This window comes from Nocardioides marmorisolisilvae, assembly GCF_003725775.1.
Taxonomy (GTDB): Bacteria; Actinomycetota; Actinomycetes; order Propionibacteriales; family Nocardioidaceae; genus Marmoricola; species Marmoricola marmorisolisilvae.
Genome location: NZ_RJSG01000002.1, coordinates 1,892,778 through 1,916,820 on the forward strand (window position 1 = coordinate 1,892,778; position 24,043 = coordinate 1,916,820).

23 protein-coding genes are annotated in these 24,043 nt (G+C 70.0%); 7 read left to right on the forward strand and 16 right to left on the reverse strand.

Annotated features, from left to right (window positions below):
- Window positions 1-147: 147 nt before the first annotated feature.
- Window positions 148-1,587 carry a MocR-like transcription factor YczR gene (yczR, locus tag EFL95_RS13285; RefSeq protein ID WP_123234407.1) on the forward strand — a complete coding sequence of 480 codons (1,440 nt, stop codon included), beginning with the start codon at window positions 148-150 and terminating at the stop codon, window positions 1,585-1,587.
- A gap of 15 nt (window positions 1,588-1,602) precedes the next feature.
- Here yczR and EFL95_RS13290 read toward each other — a convergent pair whose 3' ends face one another.
- The 4 genes from EFL95_RS13290 to argG form a co-directional block, all read right to left on the reverse strand.
- Window positions 1,603-2,466, reverse strand: a complete 864-nt coding sequence (locus EFL95_RS13290) for a glycoside hydrolase family 16 protein (protein ID WP_123234408.1) — start codon at window positions 2,464-2,466, stop codon at window positions 1,603-1,605.
- A gap of 142 nt (window positions 2,467-2,608) precedes the next feature.
- Window positions 2,609-3,520, reverse strand: coding sequence for a glycoside hydrolase family 16 protein (locus tag EFL95_RS13295; protein WP_123234409.1), 912 nt, complete (start codon window positions 3,518-3,520; stop codon window positions 2,609-2,611).
- 198 nt (window positions 3,521-3,718) lie between these two features.
- Complete coding sequence (serA, locus tag EFL95_RS13300) at window positions 3,719-5,308, reverse strand: phosphoglycerate dehydrogenase (protein ID WP_246004940.1); 1,590 nt, start codon at window positions 5,306-5,308, stop codon at window positions 3,719-3,721.
- 487 nt (window positions 5,309-5,795) lie between these two features.
- Window positions 5,796-7,226, reverse strand: coding sequence for an argininosuccinate synthase (argG, locus tag EFL95_RS13305; RefSeq protein WP_123234411.1), 1,431 nt, complete (start codon window positions 7,224-7,226; stop codon window positions 5,796-5,798).
- 126 nt (window positions 7,227-7,352) lie between these two features.
- Here argG and EFL95_RS13310 point away from each other — a divergent pair, with 126 nt between their 5' ends.
- Complete coding sequence (locus tag EFL95_RS13310; protein ID WP_123234412.1) at window positions 7,353-7,967, forward strand: hypothetical protein; 615 nt, start codon at window positions 7,353-7,355, stop codon at window positions 7,965-7,967.
- 4 nt (window positions 7,968-7,971) lie between these two features.
- Here the strand turns inward: EFL95_RS13310 and EFL95_RS13315 are convergent, their stop codons facing one another.
- The gene (locus EFL95_RS13315; RefSeq protein WP_123234971.1) at window positions 7,972-8,679 is read right to left on the reverse strand and encodes a DsbA family oxidoreductase; all 708 of its coding nucleotides are present in this window, start codon (window positions 8,677-8,679) and stop codon (window positions 7,972-7,974) included.
- A gap of 128 nt (window positions 8,680-8,807) precedes the next feature.
- Between EFL95_RS13315 and EFL95_RS13320 the strand changes: the two genes are divergently transcribed.
- Both EFL95_RS13320 and EFL95_RS13325 read left to right on the forward strand, forming a co-directional pair.
- Window positions 8,808-9,725 carry an ABC transporter ATP-binding protein gene (locus tag EFL95_RS13320; protein ID WP_123234413.1) on the forward strand — a complete coding sequence of 306 codons (918 nt, stop codon included), beginning with the start codon at window positions 8,808-8,810 and terminating at the stop codon, window positions 9,723-9,725.
- Window positions 9,722-10,534 carry an ABC transporter permease gene (locus EFL95_RS13325; RefSeq protein ID WP_246004941.1) on the forward strand — a complete coding sequence of 271 codons (813 nt, stop codon included), beginning with the start codon at window positions 9,722-9,724 and terminating at the stop codon, window positions 10,532-10,534. Before EFL95_RS13320 ends, EFL95_RS13325 begins: the two co-directional genes overlap by 4 nt.
- 67 nt (window positions 10,535-10,601) lie before the next feature.
- Here the strand turns inward: EFL95_RS13325 and EFL95_RS13330 are convergent, their stop codons facing one another.
- The 7 genes from EFL95_RS13330 to EFL95_RS13360 all read right to left on the reverse strand — a co-directional run bounded on the left by EFL95_RS13330 (window position 10,602) and on the right by EFL95_RS13360 (window position 16,605).
- Complete coding sequence (locus tag EFL95_RS13330) at window positions 10,602-10,952, reverse strand: ribonuclease E inhibitor RraB (protein WP_123234414.1); 351 nt, start codon at window positions 10,950-10,952, stop codon at window positions 10,602-10,604.
- An 80-nt stretch (window positions 10,953-11,032) separates the two neighbouring features.
- Window positions 11,033-11,515 (reverse strand): nuclear transport factor 2 family protein, encoded by a 483-nt coding sequence (locus tag EFL95_RS13335; protein ID WP_123234415.1) that lies wholly within the window; start codon window positions 11,513-11,515, stop codon window positions 11,033-11,035.
- A 66-nt stretch (window positions 11,516-11,581) separates the two neighbouring features.
- Window positions 11,582-12,112 (reverse strand): TIGR03086 family metal-binding protein, encoded by a 531-nt coding sequence (locus tag EFL95_RS13340; protein WP_123234416.1) that lies wholly within the window; start codon window positions 12,110-12,112, stop codon window positions 11,582-11,584.
- Window positions 12,113-12,194: 82 nt separating this feature from the next.
- The gene (gene ilvC / locus EFL95_RS13345; RefSeq protein ID WP_123234417.1) at window positions 12,195-13,220 is read right to left on the reverse strand and encodes a ketol-acid reductoisomerase; all 1,026 of its coding nucleotides are present in this window, start codon (window positions 13,218-13,220) and stop codon (window positions 12,195-12,197) included.
- Window positions 13,221-13,255: 35 nt separating this feature from the next.
- Complete coding sequence (gene ilvN, locus EFL95_RS13350; protein WP_123234418.1) at window positions 13,256-13,795, reverse strand: acetolactate synthase small subunit; 540 nt, start codon at window positions 13,793-13,795, stop codon at window positions 13,256-13,258.
- Between the two features lie 79 nt (window positions 13,796-13,874).
- On the reverse strand, window positions 13,875-15,644 hold the full coding sequence (locus tag EFL95_RS13355) for an acetolactate synthase large subunit (protein ID WP_123234419.1): 1,770 nt from the start codon (window positions 15,642-15,644) through the stop codon (window positions 13,875-13,877).
- Between the two features lie 256 nt (window positions 15,645-15,900).
- Window positions 15,901-16,605 carry a GNAT family N-acetyltransferase gene (locus EFL95_RS13360; protein ID WP_123234973.1) on the reverse strand — a complete coding sequence of 235 codons (705 nt, stop codon included), beginning with the start codon at window positions 16,603-16,605 and terminating at the stop codon, window positions 15,901-15,903.
- 119 nt (window positions 16,606-16,724) lie between these two features.
- Between EFL95_RS13360 and EFL95_RS13365 the strand changes: the two genes are divergently transcribed.
- Complete coding sequence (locus EFL95_RS13365; RefSeq protein WP_148045049.1) at window positions 16,725-18,314, forward strand: alpha/beta hydrolase family protein; 1,590 nt, start codon at window positions 16,725-16,727, stop codon at window positions 18,312-18,314.
- On the opposite strand, the gene EFL95_RS13370 is transcribed toward EFL95_RS13365, so the two are convergent.
- Window positions 18,298-19,188, reverse strand: a complete 891-nt coding sequence (locus EFL95_RS13370; protein ID WP_183407150.1) for a LysR family transcriptional regulator — start codon at window positions 19,186-19,188, stop codon at window positions 18,298-18,300. The genes EFL95_RS13365 and EFL95_RS13370 overlap by 17 nt on opposite strands.
- A gap of 95 nt (window positions 19,189-19,283) precedes the next feature.
- Between EFL95_RS13370 and EFL95_RS13375 the strand changes: the two genes are divergently transcribed.
- Entirely contained in the window at window positions 19,284-20,312 is a 1,029-nt protein-coding gene (locus tag EFL95_RS13375; RefSeq protein ID WP_123234422.1) for a 5'/3'-nucleotidase SurE, read from the forward strand.
- Window positions 20,313-20,327: 15 nt separating this feature from the next.
- Here EFL95_RS13375 and EFL95_RS13380 read toward each other — a convergent pair whose 3' ends face one another.
- The 3 genes from EFL95_RS13380 to EFL95_RS13390 form a co-directional block, all read right to left on the reverse strand.
- Window positions 20,328-20,741 (reverse strand): VOC family protein, encoded by a 414-nt coding sequence (locus EFL95_RS13380; RefSeq protein WP_123234423.1) that lies wholly within the window; start codon window positions 20,739-20,741, stop codon window positions 20,328-20,330.
- A gap of 44 nt (window positions 20,742-20,785) precedes the next feature.
- Entirely contained in the window at window positions 20,786-22,468 is a 1,683-nt protein-coding gene (ilvD, locus tag EFL95_RS13385; RefSeq protein WP_123234424.1) for a dihydroxy-acid dehydratase, read from the reverse strand.
- Between the two features lie 152 nt (window positions 22,469-22,620).
- Window positions 22,621-23,700, reverse strand: coding sequence for a WD40/YVTN/BNR-like repeat-containing protein (locus EFL95_RS13390; protein ID WP_123234425.1), 1,080 nt, complete (start codon window positions 23,698-23,700; stop codon window positions 22,621-22,623).
- 113 nt (window positions 23,701-23,813) lie between these two features.
- On the opposite strand from EFL95_RS13390, the gene EFL95_RS13395 reads away from it, so the two are divergent.
- Window positions 23,814-24,032 carry a hypothetical protein gene (locus EFL95_RS13395; RefSeq protein ID WP_123234426.1) on the forward strand — a complete coding sequence of 73 codons (219 nt, stop codon included), beginning with the start codon at window positions 23,814-23,816 and terminating at the stop codon, window positions 24,030-24,032.
- Window positions 24,033-24,043 lie beyond the last annotated feature (11 nt).

A 24,043-nucleotide genomic window follows, 5' to 3' on the forward strand; every position in this document is an offset into this window, starting at 1 on the left:
GGCCGGCGACCGAGAGGCGGAGTGCCCATGCGGGAGGTGTTGTCGAAAGCAGCCATGGCACAAGATTGGCATCTGATTGGCCTGGTCTTAAATAGCCAATCGTGTTTAACTGGTCTGTATGAGCCAGACCACTTTTTCGGCCACCGCATGAGTCCGCGCGCCATTGCTGCCGCCCGCGTCGCCGCGCTGATCGGGGACTTCGACCGCGAGCCGGCGTACAAGGGACTGGCCGAAGGCCTCCGGGTGCTGATCACCGACGGCCGGATCCAGGTCGGCGTCCGGCTCCCCTCCGAGCGTGAGCTCACCGACGCGCTCGGGGTCAGCCGCACCACGGTCACCCGCGCCTACGCCGAGCTGCGCGACATCGGCTTCCTGGTCTCCCGCCAGGGATCGGGCAGCGTGGCGAGCCTGCCGGCGTCGCGGGCCCACCGAGGAGACCACCTGATCTTCCCGGGCGACGCACGCGACGACGAGATCGACCTTACCTGCGCGGCACCGGCGTCCAGCCCGGGGATCCTGGCCGCCTACGAGCGGGCCGTCGGAGAGCTGCCGGCCTACCTCTCCGGCATCGGCTACTACCCCTCGGGCCTGCCGGTCCTGCGCGAGGCGGTCGCCGACCAGCTGACCGCGCGCGGCCTGGCCACCTCCCCCGACCAGGTGATGATCGTGCCCGGCGCACTGGCCGGTGTCGCCGTCGCAGCGCGGGCGCTCTCCGGGCGCGGCACCCGCACCCTGATCGAGAGCCCGACCTACCCGAACGCGATCGCCACGTTCCGGGAGACCGGTGCCCGGTTGCTGTGCAGCCCGATCGCCCGCGAGCAGGCCGACGTCGTCGACCTGCTGGCCACCACCGACCAGGTCCGCCCCGCCCTGGCCTACCTGATTCCCGACTTCCACAACCCGACCGGGCACCTGATGGGCGACAGCGCCCGCGAGCAGGTCGCCGCCCGGCTGCGCAAGCACGGCACGACCGCGATCGTCGACGAGTCGATGATCGACGTCGCCCTCGACGGCCAGGTGATGCCGCGCCCGCTCGGCTCGTTCCTGGCCGACTCGATCACCGTCGGCTCGGTCTCCAAGGCCTACTGGGGCGGTCTCCGGGTCGGCTGGCTGCGCGCGCCGGCCGAGCGGATGGACGCGATGGTGCGCTCCCGCCTGAGCCTGGACCTGGGCGTGCCGGTCCTCGAGCAGCTGGTGACCGCGGACCTGCTCCGCAACGGCCAGGCCCTGCTCGACCAGCGACGGGCCTTCCTGCGCGAGAACCGGGACGCCGCGCTCGGCGCACTCGCCGAGCACCTGCCGACCTGGAAGGTGCGGGTCCCTAGCGGCGGCCTGAGCCTGTGGTGCGAGCTGCCGACGGCCGCGTCCTCGGACCTGGCGCCCCGCGCCGCCGACCACGGGGTCCTGCTCGCGACCGGACCGACCTTCGCCCCCGAGGGCGGACTCGACCGGTTCCTCCGGCTCCCCTACACCCAGCCGGCGAACGTCCTGGAGGACGCGATCACGCGGCTGGGCGAGGCCTGGCGCAGCACGCTGGCCGAGGACCCGAGCGCCCGGGGGCACGACAAGCCGACGATGGTCGCCTGAGAAGCTGCTCGCGCGCTACTTCCAGACCCGGACGTAGCTGACCTGCATCGTCGAGGGGAACGGCGTCGACGTCGTCGGCGCGTTCTTCTTGACGCCCCAGGCCTGGGTCAACGAGACGTTGAAAGGCTTGTCGTACGGCGAGCCGCCGCCGGCGTCCAGGCAGGTCTTGCCGTCGTACTGGATCAGGATCCGGCTCTTGGTCCACGTCAGAGTGTAGGTGTGCCAGTCGGCCGGGTTCTTCAGGATGCAGTAGTTGTTGGTGGCGCCGGACGGGTTCAGGATCGACGACGCGGTGTGCAGGTACGGGATCGCGCGGTCCGGGTACTTGCTGAACCACTCCGCGATGTCGAGCTCGCCGCTCACCGGCCAGGTCATCCCGCTGGCACCCTCGGGCCACAGCCAGAACGCGCCTTGCAGCCCGATCTGCTTGGTGTACGGCCACTTGGCCTTCATCTCGAAGCGCCCGTAGGTCTGGAAGAAACGGCCCATCGTGCTGACCATGCCGGAGGTGCCGGTCGCGGTGTACTTGTTCATGCCCGTGCCGCAGGAGAACGGCGCGGTCCGGCGGGTCGTCAGCCGCAGGATGCCACCGGAGACCGAGACGTTCTTGGAGCTGTTGACGAAGCAGTCCTTGCGGCTGCGGTAGTCGGCGTCGTTGCTGGTGACGACCTTCCACCGCGCGGTGCTCAGCTTGGTCCCGTCGAAGTAGTCGGCGAACGAGCAGCGCCAGGCGGTCCCGTCCGCCTTCCGCACCGTCGCGCCGCAGTCCGGCGCGGTCGTCGCAGCGTTGCCGGCCGGCGCCTCGGCCAGCGCGAACCCGAACGCGATCAGCCCGGCGACGCCGAGCGCCGCGAGCTTGCGCCTGTTGAACCTGCTCATTCCTTGTTCCCCCACTCGTGTCTCGTTCGGGCCGCGGTGCGAGCGGCTCGTCCCGAGAGGTTCGCGCAACGTACCCGGCGCGATTCGGGTGTGTCCGGCGTTTGAGGCGACCCCCCGCCTGCGTCCGCCGGAATGTCCTAGATCAGGACCAGGCCCGTACGTAGTCCACCTTCATCGTGGCGGGCAGCGGCGTGGTGCCGGCGACGTAGTCGTTGCCGGTGGAGCCGAGGCCCTGGGTGAGGGCGACCATGAACGGGCTGTTGAACGGGTACGGCTTCTTGTGCCCCACCGGCGACCAGGCCGAGTCCTTCAGGCAGACCTTGCCGTCGAAGCTGATCGTGATGGCCGAGCTGGTCCACTCGAGCGTGTAGGTGTGGAACGCGCTCGGGTTGCTGACCAGGCAGTTGTTGTTGGTCATGTTCGCGTCGTACTTGGTCGGCGCGTAGTGCAGGAACGGGATCACCCGGTCCGGGTACTTGCTGTAGTACTCCGCGACGTCGATCTCGCCCGAACCCGGCCAGGCCTCGGTGATCGTCGTGGGCCAGAGCCAGAACGCCGAGTGCACGCCGGCCGTGGTGACCGCCGGGAACGCGGCCCGGATCTCGAAGCGGCCGTAGGTCTGCGAGAACCGGTTGAACGTGCTCACGCTGCCGGCGGTGACATCGGTGCTGAAGCTGCCGCCCGGCTTGGCGCACGTGAACGGCGCGGATTCACGGCGGACCGTGAGGTTCAGCGTGCCCCCCGAGACCGAGACGTTGTTCGGCGAGTCCACGAAGCAGTCCTTGCCGCTGGTGAACGCGCTGGCGGCGGTCGTCTGGGCGATCCACTTGGTGGTGTCCAGCGCGGTGCCGTCGAAGTCGTCGGAGAAGGTGCACTTCCAGGCGTTGAGGAAGTTCTTCGCGACCCGGGGGCCGCAGTCCGGTGCGGCGGCGGCAGCCCGTGCCTTGGGGGCCGCATCGGCGGAGCCCTGCTGCATCGCCAGCAGCGTCACGGCCACGACGAACGCAGCCCCGAGAGCGGTGAGCGCGCGCAGGCGCGCAGGACGAGAGGACATGAGGTTCCTTCCCACTTAGGAACAACTTCCGAGCCAGTCCAGAGGTGCAATCCGGACTGTTCCACCAGAACGCCGCAAAAACTACCGGACCCCGTTAGTTCATGTATAGGGGTTGATAGGTATTCACAGATTCAGACAGGAAACGGCCGGACCCGGAACTCGTGACGCGGTTCGGGTGGAATTCCGGTGCGACCTGGGTCACTCCGACAGGTCGACCCCGCGTACGGTCTCCGCCTCGATCGCGGTCCGGATCTGCTCGAGCACCTCGCCGGGCACCGCGGAGTCGACCGACAGGGCGACCAGCGCCTGGCCCCCCTTCTCGTCGCGGGCGACCTGCATCCCGGCGATGTTGACGTTCGCCTCCCCCAGGATCTGGCCGACCGTGCCCACCATGCCGGGGCGGTCCTCGTAGCGGAAGAACGCGAGGTGCTCGGTCGGCTCGAGGTCGACCAGGAACCCGTTGACCTCGACCAGGCGCTCGCGCTGGTTGATCCCGACCAGCGTCCCGGACACCGAGAACTGCGAGCCGTCGGCGAGCGTGCCGCGGATGGTGATCAGGTTGCGGTGGTCCGGGCTCTCCGGGTCGGTGACCAGGCGGACCGCCACGCCGCGCTCGGCGGCCAGCAGCGGGGCGTTGACGTAGGAGACCTGCTCCTCGACGACATCGGCGAACACGCCCTTGAGGGCGGCCAGCTCGAGCACCTTCACGTCGAACTCGGTGATCTCACCGCGGACCTCGACGTCGATCGACTGGGCGACCTCGCCGGCCAGCGAGGTGAAGATGCGGCCGAGCTTCTCGGTGAGCGGGATGCCCGGGCGGACGTCCTCGGCGATGACCCCGCCCTGCACGTTGACCGCGTCCGGGACCAGCTCGCCGCCGAGGGCCAGGCGGACCGACTTCGCCACCGCGATGCCGGCCTTCTCCTGGGCCTCGTCGGTGGAGGCGCCGAGGTGCGGGGTCGCGACGACGTTCTCCAGCTCGAACAGGGGCGAGTCGGTGCACGGCTCCTTGGCGAACACGTCCAGGCCGGCTGCGGCGATCTGCCCGGTCTTCAGGGCGTCGTACAGGGCGGCCTCGTCGACGATGCCGCCGCGGGCCGCATTGACCAGGACCAGGTTCGACTTGGCCCGGGCCAGCTGCTCGGCGCCGATCAGGCCGGCGGTCTCCGGGGTCTTCGGCAGGTGCACGCTCATGAAGTCGGCCTCGGCGAGGAGCTCGTCGAGCGAGACCATCCGCACTCCCATCTGCGCGGCCCGGCCGGCCTGCACGTAGGGGTCGTACGCGATCACGTTCATGCCGAAGGCCGAGAGCCGCTGGGCGACCAGGACGCCGATCCGGCCGAGGCCGACGATGCCCACGGTCTTCTCGTAGAGCTCGATGCCGGTGTACTTCGAGCGCTTCCACTCGCCGTTGCGCAGCGCAGCGTGCGCCGGGCTGACGTGGCGGGCGGCGGCGAGCATCAGCGCGACCGCGAGCTCCGCGGCGCTGACGATGTTCGAGGTGGGCGCGTTGACGACCATCACACCGCTCTGGGTGGCGGCTTTGACGTCGACGTTGTCCAGGCCGACGCCCGCGCGGGCGACGATCCGCAGCTTCTTGGCCGCGGCCAGCGCCTCGGCGTCGATCTGGGTCGCGGACCTGATCAGGACGGCGTCGACGTCGGCGATGGCCGGCAGCAGCTCGGCGCGGTCGGCACCGTTGCAGGTGCGGATCTCGAAGTCCGGGCCGAGCGCCTCGACCGTCGCGGGGCTGAGTTCTTCGGCGATGAGTACGACGGGCTTGCTCACGTGACTGGAGTCCTTGCGAAGTTGGCGAGTCTGCATGGCGGGCGGCCCACGTGCTGGGCGCCGTGCACGACGCTGTGCCCGAGGCACGACTGTACCGGACCTGGTGCGTCCGCTTCCGGGGGTTCCCGCATCCGAGAAGGTGCCCGAGAATGGACGAAGGCCCCCGCAAGTATGAGTTGCGGGGGCCTTCTGTGACCGGATCACGGTGACTCTTCCGATCGACCGGTCCTCTGCTCCGATCCACCGACTGTCACCTCGTCGGCTGCTGCGAGTTGCCCCGCAACCAGATCTTCGTTTCGGTCCGATCCCGCATCCCCCGAAGGGTTTGCGTGAGAGATTTCTACGTCCGTCGCGGACCCCTTGGCAAGAGGGTTTCCCCAACTATTTTGGGGAATTCTCGTCGCTCGGCGTGTCCTCCACAGAACGGCGGTCGCCGTCCACAGAAAGCCCGAGTTCTCCACAGAACCAGACCGGCGTCTGTGGATTTTCAGTCGGTGCCGGACTCCATCGCGACGTCGTCCAGGACGGCCTCGGCGTCCGCATCGACCTCAGCGACGACAGCGATCTGGTCGAAGCCGCCGGCCGGCAGCTCGCCGAACAGGGTGCCGTGCTCGACCAGGACGGTGCCCTGGTCCAACGGCTGCCCGGCGTACAGCTCGAGCTTGGCCCGGCTGTCGGCGATGTCGAGGTTGCGCATGGTCAGCTGCCCGATCCGGTCGACCGGGCCGAAGGCGGCGTTCTCGACGCGCTCCATCGAGAGCTTCTCCGGGTGGTAGGAGAAGTTCGGGCCCTCGGTCGCAACGATCGTGTAGTCGTCGCCCCGGCGCAGCCGCAGCGTGACGGTGCCGGTGACCAGCGAGGCGATCCAGCGCTGGATGGACTCGCGCAGCATCAGTGCCTGCGGGTCCAGCCACCGGCCCTCGTAGAGCAGCCGGCCGAGCTTGCGGCCCTCGAGGTGGTAGTTGGCCAGGGTGTCCTCGTTGTGGATCGCGTTGAGCAGCCGCTCGTACGCCGCGAACAGCAGCGCCATGCCCGGGGCCTCGTAGATGCCGCGCGACTTGGCCTCGATGATCCGGTTCTCGATCTGGTCGGACATGCCGAGACCGTGCCGACCCCCGATCGCGTTGGCCTCGAGCACGAGCGCCACCGGGTCGGCGAACTCACGACCGTTGATGGCCACCGGCCGTCCCGCGGCGAACGTGATCGCGACGTCCTCGGTCTCGATCGCGACGGAGGGATCCCAGAACTTCACGCCCATGATCGGCTCGACGGTCTCCAGCGAGACGTCGAGGTGCTCCAGCGTCTTGGCCTCGTGGGTGGCGCCCCAGATGTTGGCGTCGGTCGAGTAGGCCTTCTCCTGGCTGTCCCGGTACGGCAGGTTGCGCTCCAGGAGCCACTGGCTCATCTCGTGCCGCCCGCCGAGCTCGGTGACGAAGTCGGCGTCCAGCCACGGCTTGTAGATGCGCAGCTCGGGGTTGGCCATCAGGCCGTAGCGGTAGAACCGCTCGATGTCGTTGCCCTTGTAGGTCGAGCCGTCGCCCCAGATGTTGACGTCGTCGGACTGCATCGCCCGGACCAGGACGGTGCCGGTCACGGCGCGTCCGAGCGGCGTGGTGTTGAAGTAGGCCTTGGCGCCGGAGCGGATGTGGAAGGCGCCGCACGCGAGCGCGGCCAGGCCCTCCTCGACGAGCTGGGGCTTGATGTCGACGGCGCGGGCGATCTCGGCGCCGTACTCCTGGGCGCGGCCCGGGACCCCGGAGATGTCCGGCTCGTCGTACTGGCCGATGTCAGCGGTGTAGGTGCACGGAACGGCACCCTTCTCGCGCATCCAGGCGACCGCGACGGAGGTGTCGAGACCCCCGGAGAAGGCGATGCCGACGCGCTCGCCGACGGGCAGGGAGGTGAGGACCTTGGACACGGGGAAAGTATGCATGACCCTGCATGATCATGCAAAATCTCGCTGGCCCCCGAGCACAACCCGATGACGTCCTGAAGCGTCTCTCCCTGCAGAAGGGCTGCCGCGGGTGCAGCCGAGGAGGTCCTCATGAGGCGTGCCCACCTGCTTGCGATCGCGACCGTCCTGGTCGCCCTGGCCCTCACCGGGTGCTCCGGTGGGGACGACTCCCCCGCGGCCGCGCCGCGCACGACCCCCACCGCGATCGAGCCCGTTGTGCTCCCGACCCCCGCAAGCGCCACTCCCGGTCTGAAGATCGGCCCGATCGTCCCCGGCGGGTTCCTGCCGGTGCGGGTCGGGCACCGGGCCAGCGAGTACACCCGGGCGGGGTACCTCGAGAAGGACCCGACCCCGCCGTGCGAGGGCCCCTCCTGGCGGTGGACGAGCAAGGTCCCCCGGGACCTGCAGGTCCTGGCCGACGCCCGCGGCACGATCGACTACCTCGGCACCACGAAACCGGGTCTTCGCACCGCCGAGGGTGTCCACGTGGGCAGCACCTACCGTGCGCTCAAGGCCGCTTACGGGTCACGGCTGTCGCCGGTCCTGCCGGACGACTACGACGGGGGCTGGGTGAACGTGCGAAGCGGAACGCGCTGGATCGCGTTCGGTCTCGGCAAGCGCGCCGCCATCGGCGAGAGCACCGTCGTGCGGCAGATCCAGGTCGGCGCCGGCCGGGTGCTCTACGCCTTCCAGGACGCCTGCTGACGGCTCAGACCGCACACCCGTCCGGGCCGCACACGTCTCCCCCGGCGACGAGGTCGAGCGTCGGGTGGGAATCGGCCCATGCCCGCTCGAGCACCTGGACGAAGGTCTCCACCGGCTGCGCTCCCGGGACGCCGTACGTGCGGTCGATCACGTAGAAGGGGACCCCGGTCGCGCCCAGCGAGACCGCCTCACGCACGTCTGCCTCGACCGCGTCGGCGTACTCGTCGCTGGCGAGCACCGCACGCACCCGGTCGGCGTCGAGGCCGACCTCGGTCGCGATCCGGGTCAGCGTCGCAGCGTCGGCCACGTTCGCGACCTGCTCGAAGTACGCCGAGAGCAGCGCCTCCTTGAGCCGGCCCTGCAGCTGCGGACCGCCCTCCTCCAGCGCGAGGTGCAGCACCCGGTGCGCGTCGACCGTGCGCACCCGCAGCGACTCGTGGTGGCGCCAGGTCATGCCCTCCTGCGCGGCGACCGCCTGGACCCGGTCGACCATGCCCAGGCCAGCCTCCGGCCCGCCGCCGTACTTACGTCCCAGCGCCTCGGCGACCGTCTCGACCGGCTCCTGGGGGGCCGAGGGATCGAGCTCGAAGGAGCGCCACACGATCTCCAGCTCCTCAGCCGGGAGACCCGACTGCTCGATCGCGGCTTCCAACCGGCGCTTGCCGATGTAGCACCACGGGCAGACGACGTCACTCCAGATCTCGATGCGCACGCCCGCCACAACACGTTGAGCGTTCATCTTGTTCCGCCTGACCCCGAGAACCCCGAGGCCGATCTCAGGGTCGGGTCCAGCGTTCTCCCCGATGCGGGCGCAGGCCCGCGCGGGCGAGGCTTCCACCCATGATCACAGTCGAATCCCTGACCAAGACCTACGGCGGCTTCACAGCCGTCGACGACGTCTCGTTCTCGGCACGCGCCGGGCGGGTCACCGGCTTCCTGGGCCCGAACGGCGCCGGGAAGTCCACCACGATGCGGATGATGGTCGGCCTCACCTCGCCGACGTCGGGGACCGCAACCATCTCGGGGCGCTCCTTCGCAGACCTCCCCAACCCGGGCCTGGAGGTGGGCGTCCTGCTGGACGCCTCCGCCCAGCACGCGGGGCGAACGGGCCGGGAGATCCTCGGCATCGCCCAGCGCACCATGGGCCTTCCGAAGGGCCGGGTCGAGGAGATGCTGCACAAGGTGAGCCTCACCGACGCCGAGGCCGAGCGGCGGGTGAAGAACTACTCGCTCGGCATGCGTCAGCGCCTCGGCATCGCCACCGCGCTGATCGGCGACCCGGAGGTGCTGATCCTGGACGAGCCGGCCAACGGCCTCGACCCGGCGGGCATCCGGTGGATGCGCGACCTGCTGCGCGAGTACGCCGACAAGGGCGGCACCGTGCTGCTCTCCTCGCACCTGCTGCACGAGATCGAGGTCATCGCCGACGACCTGGTGGTCATCGGCAACGGCCGGATCGTCGCCCAGGGCACCAAGGCCGAGCTGCTCGCCGCGGCCGGCACCGTCGTTCGCGCCGATCGCGCGCTGGACCTGGCCGCCGCCATCCGCGGCACCGGCCAGACCTGCAATCTCGACCCCGACGGCACCCTGCGCACCGAGGTCGACGCCGCCCAGGTCGGTCGGATCGCCCTGGACGCCGGGGTGGCGCTGACCGAGCTGCGTTCGGCCGACGGGGCCGGGCTGGAAGAGATGTTCCTCGAGCTCACCGCTGAGACCCAGCGGGAGACCCGAACCCACACCGAGAGGACCGCGGCATGAGCACCGCAGCAGCAACACTCGAACGCCCGGCACGGGCGAGCCACGCGGCCAAGCGGATCGAGCCGATCCCGATGACCCGGCTGATCGGCGTCGAGATCTCCAAGATGTTCGACACCCGCTCCGGCTTCTGGCTGATGACCAGCGTCGGGATCACCGCGACCATCGCGACGATCGCGACCATCCTGTTCGCGCCGGACGACTCGCTGAACTACGGCAACTTCGCCGCCGCGGTGGGCTTCCCGATGTCGGTGATCCTGCCGATGATCGCGATCCTGTCGATCACCAGCGAGTGGAGCCAGCGTTCGGGCCTGACCACCTTCACCCTGGTGCCCCACCGGGGCCGGGTGATCAGCGCCAAGCTCGCCGCGACCCTGATCGCCGGGGCCGCCTCGATCGCCCTCGCGTTCGCGGTCGGCGCGGTCGGCAACGTCGTCGGGTCGGCGATCGCCGGCGTCGACACCAGCTGGAACATCCCGCTCGGCGATGCAGGGCTGATCTTCCTGGCCGACGCCCTCGGCATGCTGATGGGCTTCACGATCGGCGTGCTGGTGCGCAGCTCGGCCGGCGCCATCGTCGGGTACTTCGTCTACGCACTGGTGCTGCCGGCGGCGTTCGGGACGCTCGCCTCGTTCAAGGACTGGTTCGCCGACCGCCAGGGCTGGTTCGACTTCCAGTTCAGCTCGACGCGGCTCTACGACGGCGACCTGGCCAAGTCCGACTGGGCGCACCTGGCCGTCTCGGGTTCGTACTGGCTGGTGATCCCGCTGGTCGTCGGCCTGTGGCTCGCGCTGCGCTCCGAGGTCAAGTAGTCAGGCTCCCCGGACGACGGTCCGGCTCCCCGGTGGGAGTCGGACCGTCGTGGCGCGTCCTGGGGAATCAGACCTCGGTCTGCCAGCCTCCGTAGTCGCCCCCGCGGCAGCGGTCGGCGAGGCTCTCGAAGAAGCGTCGGGCTGCCGCGACCCGGTCCGGGCTGAGCACGGCGTCGTGCTGCTCGGCCACGACGACCCAGCCGCGGCTGCCCTGGACCGGTTCGACCCGGTCCAGGTCCCAACCGTCGGAGAGGACCTCGTCGGCCGCCGCGCGGGCAGTCGACTCGTCGGCGACGTACAAGTAGTGCGTCCAGTGCCTCGGCTGGTGCAGGTCGGCCTTGGCCTGGATCCGGGCGAGCAGGTCGTCGTCCACCGGGTTGCCGGTGCGGACGTGACGTCTACGGCGGAGGAGTTTCACGAGAGAACCTCGCGATCGTGTGGGAGGGACTCGATCCCTACCCCGCCGCCCGTCGTCCTACACCTGCAGCGTGGGACGGACTAGTGCGCGAGGTCCGGGTCCCAGCGGTTGGCGATCAGCTTGAAGCTCGGGGTGTCCTCGAGCGAGGTCATCGCCTCGTAGATCCGCTCGTACTTGGTCGCGGAGATCCGCCACCGGCCGTCAGCGTCCTTGCGGTACTCGTCCTTGTAGTAACCACCGCCGCGGATCATGACCTTGAAGTCCGGCACGATCACGGTGTCCTCGAAGCCCCACGACCCGGTCGCGGTGTCACCGTCGACGGCGATCTCCGGGTGGCTGGCGATGTGGATCGAGATGATGCTGGTGCCGAGGTTGCCGGACATGAACTCCACGACGTCCTTGCGGTTGTCGAAGTGCAGTGGCTTGTCCATCGCCTGGGTGCCGTAGCGCGCGACGACGTCCTCGGCGAGGCAGTCGCCGAACTCGTCCCACTCCTTCATGTCCAGGGTGCGGAAGTAGCGGTACTTGAGCTGGCGGATTTCTTCGATGCTGGCGAGGTCCATGGCAGCACTCTAGAACGTGTTCTAGTTGTTGGGAACGGTTCTTCGCGAGGTTGAAGGTGCCTTCAGTCAGCCCGGTTCACGCCCGGTGTACGCGAGCAACCGGTCCTGGAAGGAGGCGTCGTCCGCCACCGGGAGCTCCGGTCCGAAGGTGCCCGCCCGCTGCTCGTCGGTGAACCGTCCGTGGATCGCCTCGTACGCCGCCTCGGCCAGGTCCGGGGGCATGGTCGCGCCCTGCCCGGCGGCGCGCGCCAGGTCCCAGCCGTGCACGAGCTGGTCGGCGAAGGCGATGGCGAGCAGCGGTCCGGTCTTCTCCACCACCCCGTCGCCGGAGAAGGCCTGCAGCACCTCGCGGCGCGCCCGCACGAAGTCCGCGGTCGGGTCGTCGGTGAGCAGCGCGGGAGGTTCCTGCCCGGGCGGAGTGCCGTCCCGGCCTGCGGCGGCGCCCGCGAAGTAGGCCTGGGTCTGCAGCAGGTGGTTCATCAGGGTGCGCACGTCCCAGCCCGCGCAGGGCGTGGGGGCGTCCAGGTCGGTCGCCGCGACGCTCACCTGGTCGAGGGTCCAGTCGCTGGCGCGGGTGTAGAGGTCGAGCGGGTCCATGGTCCAGGAGTACCCCGCTTCCCGTGGGAGCCAAACGACGAAGCCCCGCCTGCGAACGGCAGGCGGGGCTTCGGTGGCTCGATCAGCGGGCGGCGGAACCCTCGGTGTAGTCCGCGTCCTGCTGCTTCCAGGCGAACAGGCCGCGCAGCTGGCGCCCGGTCTCCTCGATCGGGTGGGCGGCGCCCTTCTCGCGCAGCGCCAGGAACTCCGGCGCGCCGGCGTCCTGGTCGTCGATGAAGCGCTTCGCGAAGGCACCCGACTGGATGTCCGCGAGGACGGCCTTCATGTTCTCCTTGACCGACGGGTCGATCACCCGCGGGCCGGAGACGTAGTCGCCGTACTCGGCGGTGTCGGAGACCGACCAGCGCTGCTTGGCGATGCCGCCCTCCCACATCAGGTCGACGATCAGCTTGAGCTCGTGCAGGCACTCGAAGTACGCGACCTCCGGCTGGTAGCCGGCCTCGGTCAGGGTCTCGAAGCCGTACATGACCAGCTGCGAGACACCGCCGCAGAGGACGGACTGCTCACCGAACAGGTCGGTCTCGGTCTCCTCGGTGAACGAGGTCTTGATGACGCCCGCGCGGGTGCCACCGATGGCCTTGGCGTAGGACTTGGCGAGGTCCCACGCGGTGCCCGAGGCGTCCTGCTCGACGGCGATGATGTCCGGGATGCCGCGGCCGGCGACGAACTCGCGGCGAACGGTGTGCCCCGGAGCCTTCGGGGCGACCATGATCACGTCGACGCCCGCGGGCGCCTGGATGTAACCGAAGCGGATGTTGAAGCCGTGGCCGAAGACCAGGGTGTCGCCCGCGGTGATGTGCGGGGCGATGTCGTCGGCGTAGATCTTCCGCTGGTGCTGGTCCGGCGCGAGGATGACGATGACGTCGGCCTCCTGCACCGCCTCGGCGACGGTGAGGACGCGCAGGCCCTCCTCCTCGGCCTTGGCGATGCTCTTCGAGCCGGCCTTCAGACCGATCCGGACGTCGACGCCCGAGTCGCGCAGGTTGAGCGCGTGCGCGTGGCCCTGGCTGCCGTATCCGATCACGGCGACCTGCTTGCCCTGGATCAGGGACAGGTCGGCGTCGTCGTCGTAGAACATTTCAGCCACGAGGGCTCCTTCTGGTTGTGGTGGGGAGTGACGTTTCAGGCGTAGTGCTGGCTGACCGGCACCGGGACGGGCCGCAGCGTGCGCTCGGTGATCGAACGGCCACCGCGGCCGATCGCCACCAGGCCGGACTGCACCAGCTCACGGATGCCGAACGGCTCGAGCACCCGCAGGAAGTCGGCGAGCTTGTCGGAGTTGCCGGTGACCTCGATGGTGATCGCGTCGGTGGCGACGTCGACCACGCGGGCCTTGAAGAGCTGGACGACGTCGAGCACCTGGGAGCGGCTCTCCACGTCGGCCTTGACCTTCACCAGCAGCAGCTCGCGCTCGATGGCCTCGCGGTCGTCGAGCTCGACGATCTTGATCACCTCGACCAGCTTGTTCAGCTGCTTGGTGACCTGCTCGAGCGGGGACTCCTCGACGTTGACCACGATCGTCATCCGGGAGATGTCCGGGTGCTCGGTCGGGCCGACGGCCAGGGAGTCGATGTTGAAGCCACGGCGGCTGAACAGGCCCGCGATGCGGGCGAGCACGCCGGGCTTGTTCTCGACGAGAACCGACAGGGTGTGAACGCTCATCGACGGCCTCGCTTCGCATCGGCCGACGAGGAGCGTTCCGAACGGCTGTGCTTGTTGATGAACTCGCTGCGCTCGTTCATTAGAGCTCGTCCTCCTCGAACTCGGGCGCCAGGTCGCGGGCGTACTTGATGTCGTCGTTCGACGTACCGGCAGCCACCATCGGCCAGACCATGGCGTCGCGGTGCACCCGGAAGTCCACGACCACCGGGACGTCGTCGATCTCCATCGCCTTCTTGATGGTCGCGTCGACGTCGGCCGGGTTGTCGCAGGACAGTCCCACCGCGCCGTAGGCGTCAGCCAGCTTCACGAAGTCCGGCACCCGTCGGGCAGGACCCGTGTGCAGGTCGGTGTTGGAGTAGCGGCTGTTGTAGAACAGCGTCTGCCACTGGCGCACCATGCCGAGCGACTCGTTGTTGATGATGGCGACCTTGATCGGGATGCCCTCGATCGTGCAGGTGGCCAGCTCCTGGTTGGTCATCTGGAAGCAGCCGTCGCCGTCGATGGCCCACACCGTGGTGTCCGGACGGCCGACCTTGGCACCCATCGCGGCCGGGACCGCGAAGCCCATCGTGCCCAGGCCCCCGGAGTTGATCCAGGTGTTCGGGTTCTCGAAGCCGACGTAGTGGGTGGCCCACATCTGGTGCTGGCCGACGCCGGCGCAGTAGATCGACTCCGGCCCCGAGATGCTGCCCAGCCGCTCGAGCACGTACTGCGGAGCGAGCGCGCCGTCCGGCGGGGCGTCGTAGCCCAGCGGGTACTGCGACTTCACCCCGGCCAGGAACGCCACCCAGGCCTCGAAGTCGCCGGTGTTGCCGGCGTCCTGCTCGGCCTGGAGGGCGACGATCAGGTCGGCGATCACCTCGCGGCAGTCCCCCACGATCGGGACGTCGACCGCACGGTTCTTGCCGATCTCCGCCGGGTCGATGTCGGCGTGGATGATCTTCGCGCCCGGCGCGAAGGAGTCCAGGTTGCCGGTGACCCGGTCGTCGAAGCGCGCACCCAGGCTGATGATCAGGTCGCTCTTCTGCAGACCCGCCACCGCGGCCACGGTGCCGTGCATGCCGGGCATGCCGAGGTGCTGGGCGTGACTGTCGGGGAACGCACCCCGCGCCATCAAGGTGGTGACCACCGGCATGCCGGTCATCTCGGCCAGGACGCGCAGCTCCTTGCTGGCGCCGGCCCGGATCACACCGCCACCGACGTAGAGCACCGGGCGGCGGGACTCCAGGATCAGCTTGGTCGCCTCGCGGATCTGCTTGGCGTGCGGGCGCGCCACCGGGCGGTACCCGGGCAGGTTCAGCTCGGTCGGCCACTCGAAGGTGGTCATCGCCTGGAGCGCGGACTTGGCCACGTCGACCAGCACCGGTCCCGGGCGGCCGGTGGAGGCCAGGTAGAAGGCCTCGGCGACGGTGCGCGGGATCTCGGCCGGGTCGGTGACCAGGAAGTTGTGCTTGGTGATCGGCATCGTGATGCCGCGGATGTCGGCCTCCTGGAAGGCGTCGGTGCCGATCGCAGCCGCGGGGACCTGACCGGTGACGGCGACCATCGGGACCGAGTCCATGTAGGCGTCGGCGATCGGGGTGACCAGGTTGGTCGCACCCGGACCGCTGGTGGCCATGCAGACGCCGACCTTGCCGGTCGCCGCGGCGTAGCCCTGGGCCGCGTGGCCCGCGCCCTGCTCGTGCCGTACGAGGATGTGCCGGATCGAGGAGTCGAAGATCGGGTCGTACGCCGGGAGGATCGCCCCGCCCGGGATGCCGAAGATGTTCTCGACTCCCGCGCTCTCCAGGGACTTGATCAGGCTCTGCGCACCGGTGACCTGCGTCCCGTTGCCGCCCTGCTCTGTCATCTCAGTCCTTCGTGTTCTGTCTTCGTCGTGGTCGATCGGTGCTGCAAACAAAAACCCCTCGGCCAGCACTGGCAGCGAGGGGTCGACGCGGGAGCGCAGAAGCCGGGGCTTCAGCTCACGCGTCGCGTGCGTACGAGAATCTCAAAACGCATGGGCACATACTGCCCCTCGTGCCTCTCGGCGCTCAACCCAGTTTGCCAGCCGTCCCATGATCTGGGACACCGGTCCCGCATGTTGGCGGCGACGTGAGCGTGTTTCAGGCGCGGAACTGCTCCAGCGAGCGCTCCTGGGTGCCACCCGGCTGGTTGTCCGGGGCGAGCCAGCCCTCGAGCGCGGAACGGACCGCCGGCCACTCGTCGTCGGTGATCGAGAACCAGTCGGTGTCCCGGTTGCGGCCCTTGTAGACCAGGGCGTTGCGGAAGGTGCCCTCGTAGGTGAATCCCAGCCGCTGGGCGGCCCGCCGCGACGGCGCGTTCATCGAGTCGCACTTCCACTCGTAGCGGCGGTAGCCGAGGTCGTCGAAGGCGTGCCGCATCATCAGGTACATCGCCTCGGTGGCGGCGGTGGTGCGCTGCAGCTCCGCGGCGTACGCGATCGCACCGACCTCGACCGACCCGTTCAGGTGGTCCAGCCGCAGGTAGCTGGCGGTGCCCACCGCACGGCCGTCCGGGCGGCAGAGCACCAGCGGTACGGCGCCCGGGTCGGCGTCCAGCCCGTCCAGCCACTGCCCGAGCCCGTCCGGGCTGTCCAGCGGCGGCGTGGCCAGGTAGGTCCAGGTGCTCGCCGGCGATCCGGTCACCGTGCTGGCGTACAGGTCCTCGAGGAACCGGGGGCCCCAGGGCTCGAGCCGGACGTGCTCCCCCACCAGGGTCACCGGCACCACCGCGGGGCGCACCGTCCAGGTGACGGGCCGGCCGATCGTCTGGCCGAACTCGTTGCGGCGCGGCTCCTCGGACGGCATGGGTTCATTCGACCACGCACCGGTCCGCGGCTCCGCACGGTTTTCGTGCGCGTCCGGGTCAAGGAACTCGACGGCCCGGGTCATGGCGCGTCTGGGCTGGCAGCATCCAGACTCGGCGCATGACCCTCCCGTCGCCGCTCCGCCGTGCCCTCCTCCCCGTGACAGCCCTGGCCCTGGCCTGCGCGCTCGCCGGTCCGGTGAGCGGAGCAGCTGCACCGGTCGACTGCGCCACCGCGACCGCGCTGTCCCCGGCGTACAACTCCTGCGAGGGTCGCAACCTGACCATCACCGGCCAGAACCAGAGCCGGAAGCCCGACCCGACGCCGGGGATCATCGCGGCCACCCAGGCCTACCAGCTGGCGCGGGCCGCGGCCCTCGCCGCGGATCCGGAGCGCCAGCCGAACCCGAACTCGTGCACCACGGTGCTGCTCTGCCCGATCGACCCGCGGATGAACGACTTCGCCTCCCGCGGCGGCATCGTCAAGCCCGTGCTCTACACCTCCCGCTCCGGGGCGACCATGTCCGGGCACGTGTGGGCGACCGTCGCCGGCCCCGCGAAGCGGCCGGGGATCGTGATCGTCAACGGCTCGGTCGTCGGGTTCGAGGAGACCTACTGGTTCCTGGCGCAGAGCCTGGCCAAGGCGGGCTTCGTGGTGATGACCTTCGATGCCCAGGGCGAGGGCATGTCCGACCAGCTCGGTGAGTTCCCGGACCAGCTCGAGGACGCCCTGGCCGGGACCCCGCTGCTCGGACTGATCGGCCCGCGCCCGGCGCAGGACGTCTTCGGCGGCAACGGCTACCCGTTCTACGACGGCGGCCAGGACGCCCTCGACTTCCTGCTCTCGACGCCGGCGCACCCCTACGTGCCGCGGCCGAGCCGGACGACCGGGACCTCGCACGCGGCGAAGCAGTCCCGCCGGGTCGCGGCCGGCTTGGACGCGGCGTACAACCCGCTGTGGAGCACCCTCGACCCGACCAGCATCGGCATCACCGGGCACTCCTACGGGGCCGAGGCTGCCTCCTGGCTCGGCCAAGCAGACCCGCGGATCGACGCCGTGGTCGCGCTCGACTCGCTCTGCGTCCCGGTGAGCCCGGCGCCGAGCGAGCAGAGCGTCGGCTACCCCAACCCGGACTTCTCCAACCTGCCCTCAGCGACCTACGCCCTGACCCGGGACTGCTTCTCGACCCCGGCCGGCCCGGCACCGTGGATCACCAAGCCCGCTCTCGGCATCGCCGGGGACTACCTGCTGAACCCGGTCCCCTACCTGCTCCCGCCCAACCCGCTGGGCAAGTCGCGGGCCTCGCTGGCCTACACCGCCGCCGGGGTCGACACCGGCCAGGTGCTCGTCCGCGGCGGGACACACCTGTCCTTCACCGACATCCCGTTCCTGGTGCCGGGCTCACTGCGGGCGATCGACATGATCGACTGGTACACCACCGCCTGGTTCGCCAAGTACCTCCAGAACCGGCCCGGCGCGGACGCGATGCTGCTGACCGATCGTTGGCAGCACGACGCCACGACCGGGACCCTCGATCCGGTGGCGGACGCGAACCTGTTCTCCTGGCACTTCCGTTCGCGCCTCGACGTTGCCGGCCAGGGCGGTGGCCGGGTCCGTTGCGAGGACCTGCGCACCGGGTGCGGCCTGCTCGTCCCGAGCAGCGCGGACGGCTGGCCCGGCGAGTACTCGATCGTCAGCGCGACCCGCTGACCGGGGCGCCCGGTCCGAGCTCGGCGAACTCGCGAAGCGCTTCGAGCAGCAGCACGGTCGCGGGCGTCCGGTCGTCTTTGCGGTGCACGGCGCTGAGGTCCTGGAACATCCGCGGTTCGAAGCTGCGGAAGACCACCCCGTCCTGCGGCACCTTCAGCGCCTCGACGCTGTGCCAGATGCAGGACGCCAGGCCGCGCAGCACGGCCTCCATCCAGACGCTGCGCTCGTCGCTCTCGATCGCCACGGTGGGCGTGATGCCGCAGGCCTCGTAGAACCGGTCGAGGGCGGCCCTGCGGTCGGTGCCGGCGGTCGGCATCACCAGCGGTACGCCGTCGAGGTCGGCGACGGTGATCACCTCGGGCAGATCCAGGCCCGGCGGTGAGACCAGGCGCACCTCGGCCACCCCGATCGGCACCACGGCCAGCTCGGAGTCGATCGCCTGGTCGCACAGCCCGAGCGCGGCTCCGCCTGCGGCGACGACGTCGTGCACCTCGCGGGCTCCGGTGCAGCCGCGCAGCCGGGTGTGCAGCGTGATCCCCTGGTTGCGCAGCTCCTCGAGCAGCGGCAGGGCGAGCGAGGCCTGCAGCGTCGCGGTCGCGGCGATGACCAGCTCCGCCTCGGCGCTGTCGCCGATGTCGCGGAGCCGGTCGATGCTGCGCAGTACCGAACGGGCTCGCGCCACGAAGGACTCCCCGGCCGCGGTGAGCACCACACCTCTCCCGGCCCGGGCGAACAGGTCGGTGCCGAGCTCGCGCTCCAGGGCACGGACCGCACGGCTCAGGGCCGGCTGCGCGACGAACAGCGCCGTGGCGGCGGCGGTCATGCTGCCGGCCTCCACGGTGGCCACGACGTAGCGCAGCTGCTGGATGTTCATCGCTCTCCTGGTCGGTCCATGCCGAAAAGGTCTTGGACCCTGGTGGAGGTCCGCGCCGAATCTAGGTGCACCTGATCCTTCCATCGAGGAGAACCATGCGATCCATCCCGTTCCCGCGCCGCGCGGGCGTCGCCGTCGGCGTCCTGCTCGGCGTACTCGCCAGCGTCCTGGTCGGCCCGGCCACCGCGGACGCCGCCACCCCGGCCAACCTCGCCGGCCTGAAGGTGCTCATCACCAACGACGACAGCGCCCGCGGCCTGGACTCGAGCTTCGGCACCGACGGCAAGGGGCTCTACGAGCTGCGCAAGGCACTGTGCGCGGCCGGTGCCGACGTGCTGGTGGTGGCGCCATACGGCCAGCAGAGCGGCGCCGGCGCCCGGATGACGAGCCCGGGCTTCGCCCCGGTCCCGCTGACCGTCCAGGCCGTCACCCCGCCCGCTGCCTACAGCGGCGACTGCGCGACGAGCTCGACCGGCGGTGCTGTCTTCGGCGTGTGCGCCGCCGTTGCGCCGTGCACGTCCTCCACGCCGACCGCCTCGCCGGCCGACGCCGTGAACGTGGCGCTGAGCCGGTTCGCGAAGACCTACTGGACCAACGGTCCGGACGTGGTGCTGTCCGGGGTGAACTTCGGCCAGAACGTCGGCTCGACCCTGAACCACTCCGGCACGGTCGGCGCCGCGGTGACCGCGCGCGAGTACGGCGTGCCCGCGCTGGCGTTCAGCGCCGAGGTGCCCCGCGACCTGTCCCAGATCCCGTTCGTTCCGTTCGCCAAGACCGCCGCGTTCGCCGTCGAGCTGCTGAAGAAGACCATCGGGGCCAAGCAGCTCAAGCCCGGGCTGGTGCTCAACGTGAACTACCCGTTCGTCGGCGCCGGCGAGACCCTCGGCAAGCCGGTCAACACCGTGGCCGGCACCTCGAACGACATCGGGCTGACCTTCGCCGGCGAGGTCCCGCGCACGGGCGGCACCTACCAGCTCAGCGCCGGTACGCCGGCCGCGGAGACCCGCAAGAACGCGGACACCACCGCGCTCGCCGCGAACAACATCTCCATCACCACGCTGGACGGTGACTGGTCGGTGGCGCCGCCGCCGTTCCTGAGCCTGATGATCAATCTGCTCGGCTGATCCTCCGGTGGGAGGTCACGGGATGACCAGGTGCTCCATGCCCTCGTTGACCGCGATCTCCCACCGGTAGCCGTCCGGGTCGGCGAAGTACCCGGTGTAGCCGCCCCAGTCGCGCTGCTGCCCGGGCGAGACCGGGTCGGCGCCGAGGGTGCGGGCCAGCTCGAGGATCTCGTCGACCTCGGCCGACGTGCGCACGTTGTGGGCGATCGTGATCGGCACGATGCCGTCGCCGCGCCGGATCGGCCCGACCTCGCCCTCGAAGCCGGACTCCGCCCACAGCGAGAGCACCAGGTGCTCCCCCGCCCTGATCATGAGCACCTCGCCGGGCACGAAGAGCTCGGCGCTCCACCCGAGACCGTCGAGGTAGAAGGCGCGGCTCCGCTCGAGGTCGGCGACGGCCAGGGTGATGAAGCTGATCCGTTGGTCCATGGATCTGTTCCTACCCCGCGGCACCGACACGGAACAGCGGTGGGTCAGCCGCAGACGGCTCCGTGCGCGGCCGACTGCACGACCTTGGCGTACTTGCCGAGCACGCCCCGGGTGTACTTCGGCGGGTTCGGCGTCCAGCCGTCCTTGCGGGCGGCCAGCTCGGCCTCGTCGATGGTCACCTCGAGCGTCTTGTTGGCGACGTCCAGGGTGATCGGGTCACCGTCGCGCACGAACGCGATCGGACCGCCGTCGACCGCCTCCGGCGCGATGTGCCCGACGCAGAGGCCGGTGGTGCCGCCGGAGAACCGGCCGTCGGTCACCAGCAGCACGTCCTTGCCGAGCCCGGCGCCCTTGATGGCGCCGGTGATGGCGAGCATCTCGCGCATGCCCGGGCCGCCCTTGGGGCCCTCGTAGCGGATGACCACGACGTCGTTGGCGACGATCGTGCCCTCGGCCAGCGCGTCGAGTGCCGCCCGCTCGCCGTCGAAGACCCGGGCCGTGCCGGTGAAGGTCGTGTCGTCGAAGCCGGCGCTCTTGACCACGGCACCCTCCGGTGCCAGCGAACCCTTGAGGATGGTGATGCCGCCGGTGGCGTGGATCGGGCGGCTGAGCGCGCGGATGACGTCGTCGTCGACCGCCTGCGGCGCCAGCGCCTCCAGGTTCTCGGCCATCGTCTTCCCGGTGACCGTGAGGGTGTCGCCGTGCATCAGGCCCGCGTCGAGCAGCGCCTTCATGACGACCGGGATGCCGCCGATCTTGTCGACGTCGTTCATCACGTACTTGCCGAACGGCTTCAGGTCGCCGAGGTGCGGGACCTTGTCGCCGATCGTGTTGAAGTCGTCGATGGTCAGCTCGACCTCGGCCTCGCGGGCGATGGCGAGCAGGTGCAGGACCGCGTTGGTCGAGCCGCCGAGCGCCATCACCACGGCGATCGCGTTCTCGAACGCCTCGCGGGTCATGATCTGGCGCGCGGTGATGCCCTGCTTGAGCATCCCGACCACGGCCTCGCCGGAGCGGTGCGCGAACCCGTCGCGGCGACGGTCGACCGCCGGCGGAGCGGCGCTACCCGGCAGCGACATGCCCAGGGCCTCGGCGACCGAGGCCATCGTGTTCGCGGTGTACATGCCGCCGCAGGCTCCCTCGCCCGGACAGATGGCCCGCTCGATCTTGTCGACCTCCTCGCGGGTGATCTTCCCGGCCAGGCAGGCGCCGACCGCCTCGAAGGCGTCGATGATCGTGACGTCGTGGCCGTCCACCGACCCGGGCATCGTCGAGCCGGCGTACAGGAACACGCTGGCGAGGTCGAGGCGGGCCGCGGCCATCAGCATGCCGGGCAGCGACTTGTCGCAGCCGGCGAGCAGCACCGAGCCGTCGAGGCGCTCGGCCATCATCACCGTCTCCACCGAGTCCGCGATGACCTCGCGGCTGACCAGGGAGAAGTGCATCCCCTCGTGGCCCATCGAGATGCCGTCGGAGACCGAGATGGTGCCGAACTCCAGCGGGTAGCCGCCGGCCGCGTGCACGCCGTTCTTCACGGCCTTCGCCAGCCGGTCGAGCGACAGGTTGCAGGGGGTGATCTCGTTCCAGCTCGACGCGACGCCGATCTGCGGCTTGGCGAAGTCCTCGTCGCCCATGCCTACCGCGCGCAGCATGCCTCGCGCGGCGGCCCGCTCCAGGCCGTCGGTGACATCGCGGCTGCGGGGCTTCATGTCAGGGGTCTGCGTCATGCCTGCATTCTTCCCGACCACGCCAGCGGTTTCGCCTCGCGTTCCGTAGTTCGGCCTGGACGGCCGACCCGAAGGAGTCACTTCCGACCCGAAGTTTCGGGTCGTTTGGCCGGTTTCACGTCCTGCCTAGGGAAACTGCCGCCCGCGCCCGCTCAGATGGCGGATGCGCGGACCGTCATCACGTCGGGCAGGTTGGCAACCACCTGGCTCCAGCTCTCGCCGCCGTCCGGGGATCCCCAGACGGCTCCGTTCCGGGCCCCGAAGTAGACCCCGGGCTGCTTGTGGTCGTCGGTGCACATCGCATCGCGCATCACCGCGACGTAGAAGTCCTCGGGGAGCCCCTGATCGAGCTGCTCCCAGGTCTCGCCGGCATCCCGGGACCTCCACACCGCCGCGTGCGCGTCCGGTGGGTAGCGCCGGTCGCCGCCGTTGATCGGGAACACGAACACGGTCTCGGGCTCGTGCGGGTGCACCACGATCGAGAACCCGAACTCGGCGGGCAGCCCGTCCGCGATCGACTTCCAGGTCGCCGCGTGGTCGTCGGAGCGGTAGACGCCGCCGTGGTTCTGCAGGAACAGCCGGTCGGGCACGTCGGGGTGCCGGGCGACCTTGTGAACGCACTGGCCGAACTCGGGGTACTGGTCCCCCTCGGGCCGGAACTCGGCGCGGATGCCGACGTTGCGCGGCTGCCACGTCGCGCCGCCGTCGTCGGTCTGGTAGCAGCCACCGGTGGAGATCGCGACGGTCACCGAGTCGGGATCGGTCGGGTGCGGCAGGATCGTGTGGAACGCCTGCCCGCCGAACCCGGCATCCCACTGCTCCCGGTGCGGGTGGTCCCAGAGGCCACGCTCGAGCGCGAAGGTGGCACCGCCGTCCTCGGAGCGGAAGACCGCGCCCGGCTCGGTCCCGGCGTACACGACGCCGTCACGGGTGCCCGGCACCAGCTGCCAGACCCGCTCCACCGAGGCGTCCACGTCGTCCGGGAAGTGCGCACCGCCGGTGACCTGCCAGGTCTCGCCGAGGTCGTCGGAGACCTGGATCTGCGGGCCGGTCCAGGGCGACGAGGCCCCCGCGAACAACCGCGGCGCTCCACCGCGGGTGTCCACGAGGCAGGAGTACACCTCCATCATGTCGAAGTGCGGCCCGGTCCAGCTCCACTCGGCGCGCCGGGCGTCCGAGGAGCCGATCCACAGACCCTTGCGGGTCCCCACCATCAGCACGGTTGCGGTCATGGAACCAGCATGCACCTGTGAGACGTAGTTCACACAGACGTCACACGGCGGTGACCGTCCCGTAGCCGTCCGCTGACAGATTTCTGACTCAACCAACACGGAGGGAGGGCCCGATGAACGCACTGATCACCGCATCGCCGCTGGGCCTCGTGGCACGTTGGTCGACCCGCAGCCAGGAGCAGGCCCGTCGCAACGCGATGGCCGCCTGCACGGTTCTGGCCGCCCGCCGTCTGGAACGTGTCGAGGTCGAGGAGTACGTCGCCGGCTACCTGGCCGAGCGTGCCGCCAGCACCGAAGCAGCACCCGCAGCACCTGTCCGGAACGTCTCCTGAACCGATGAACG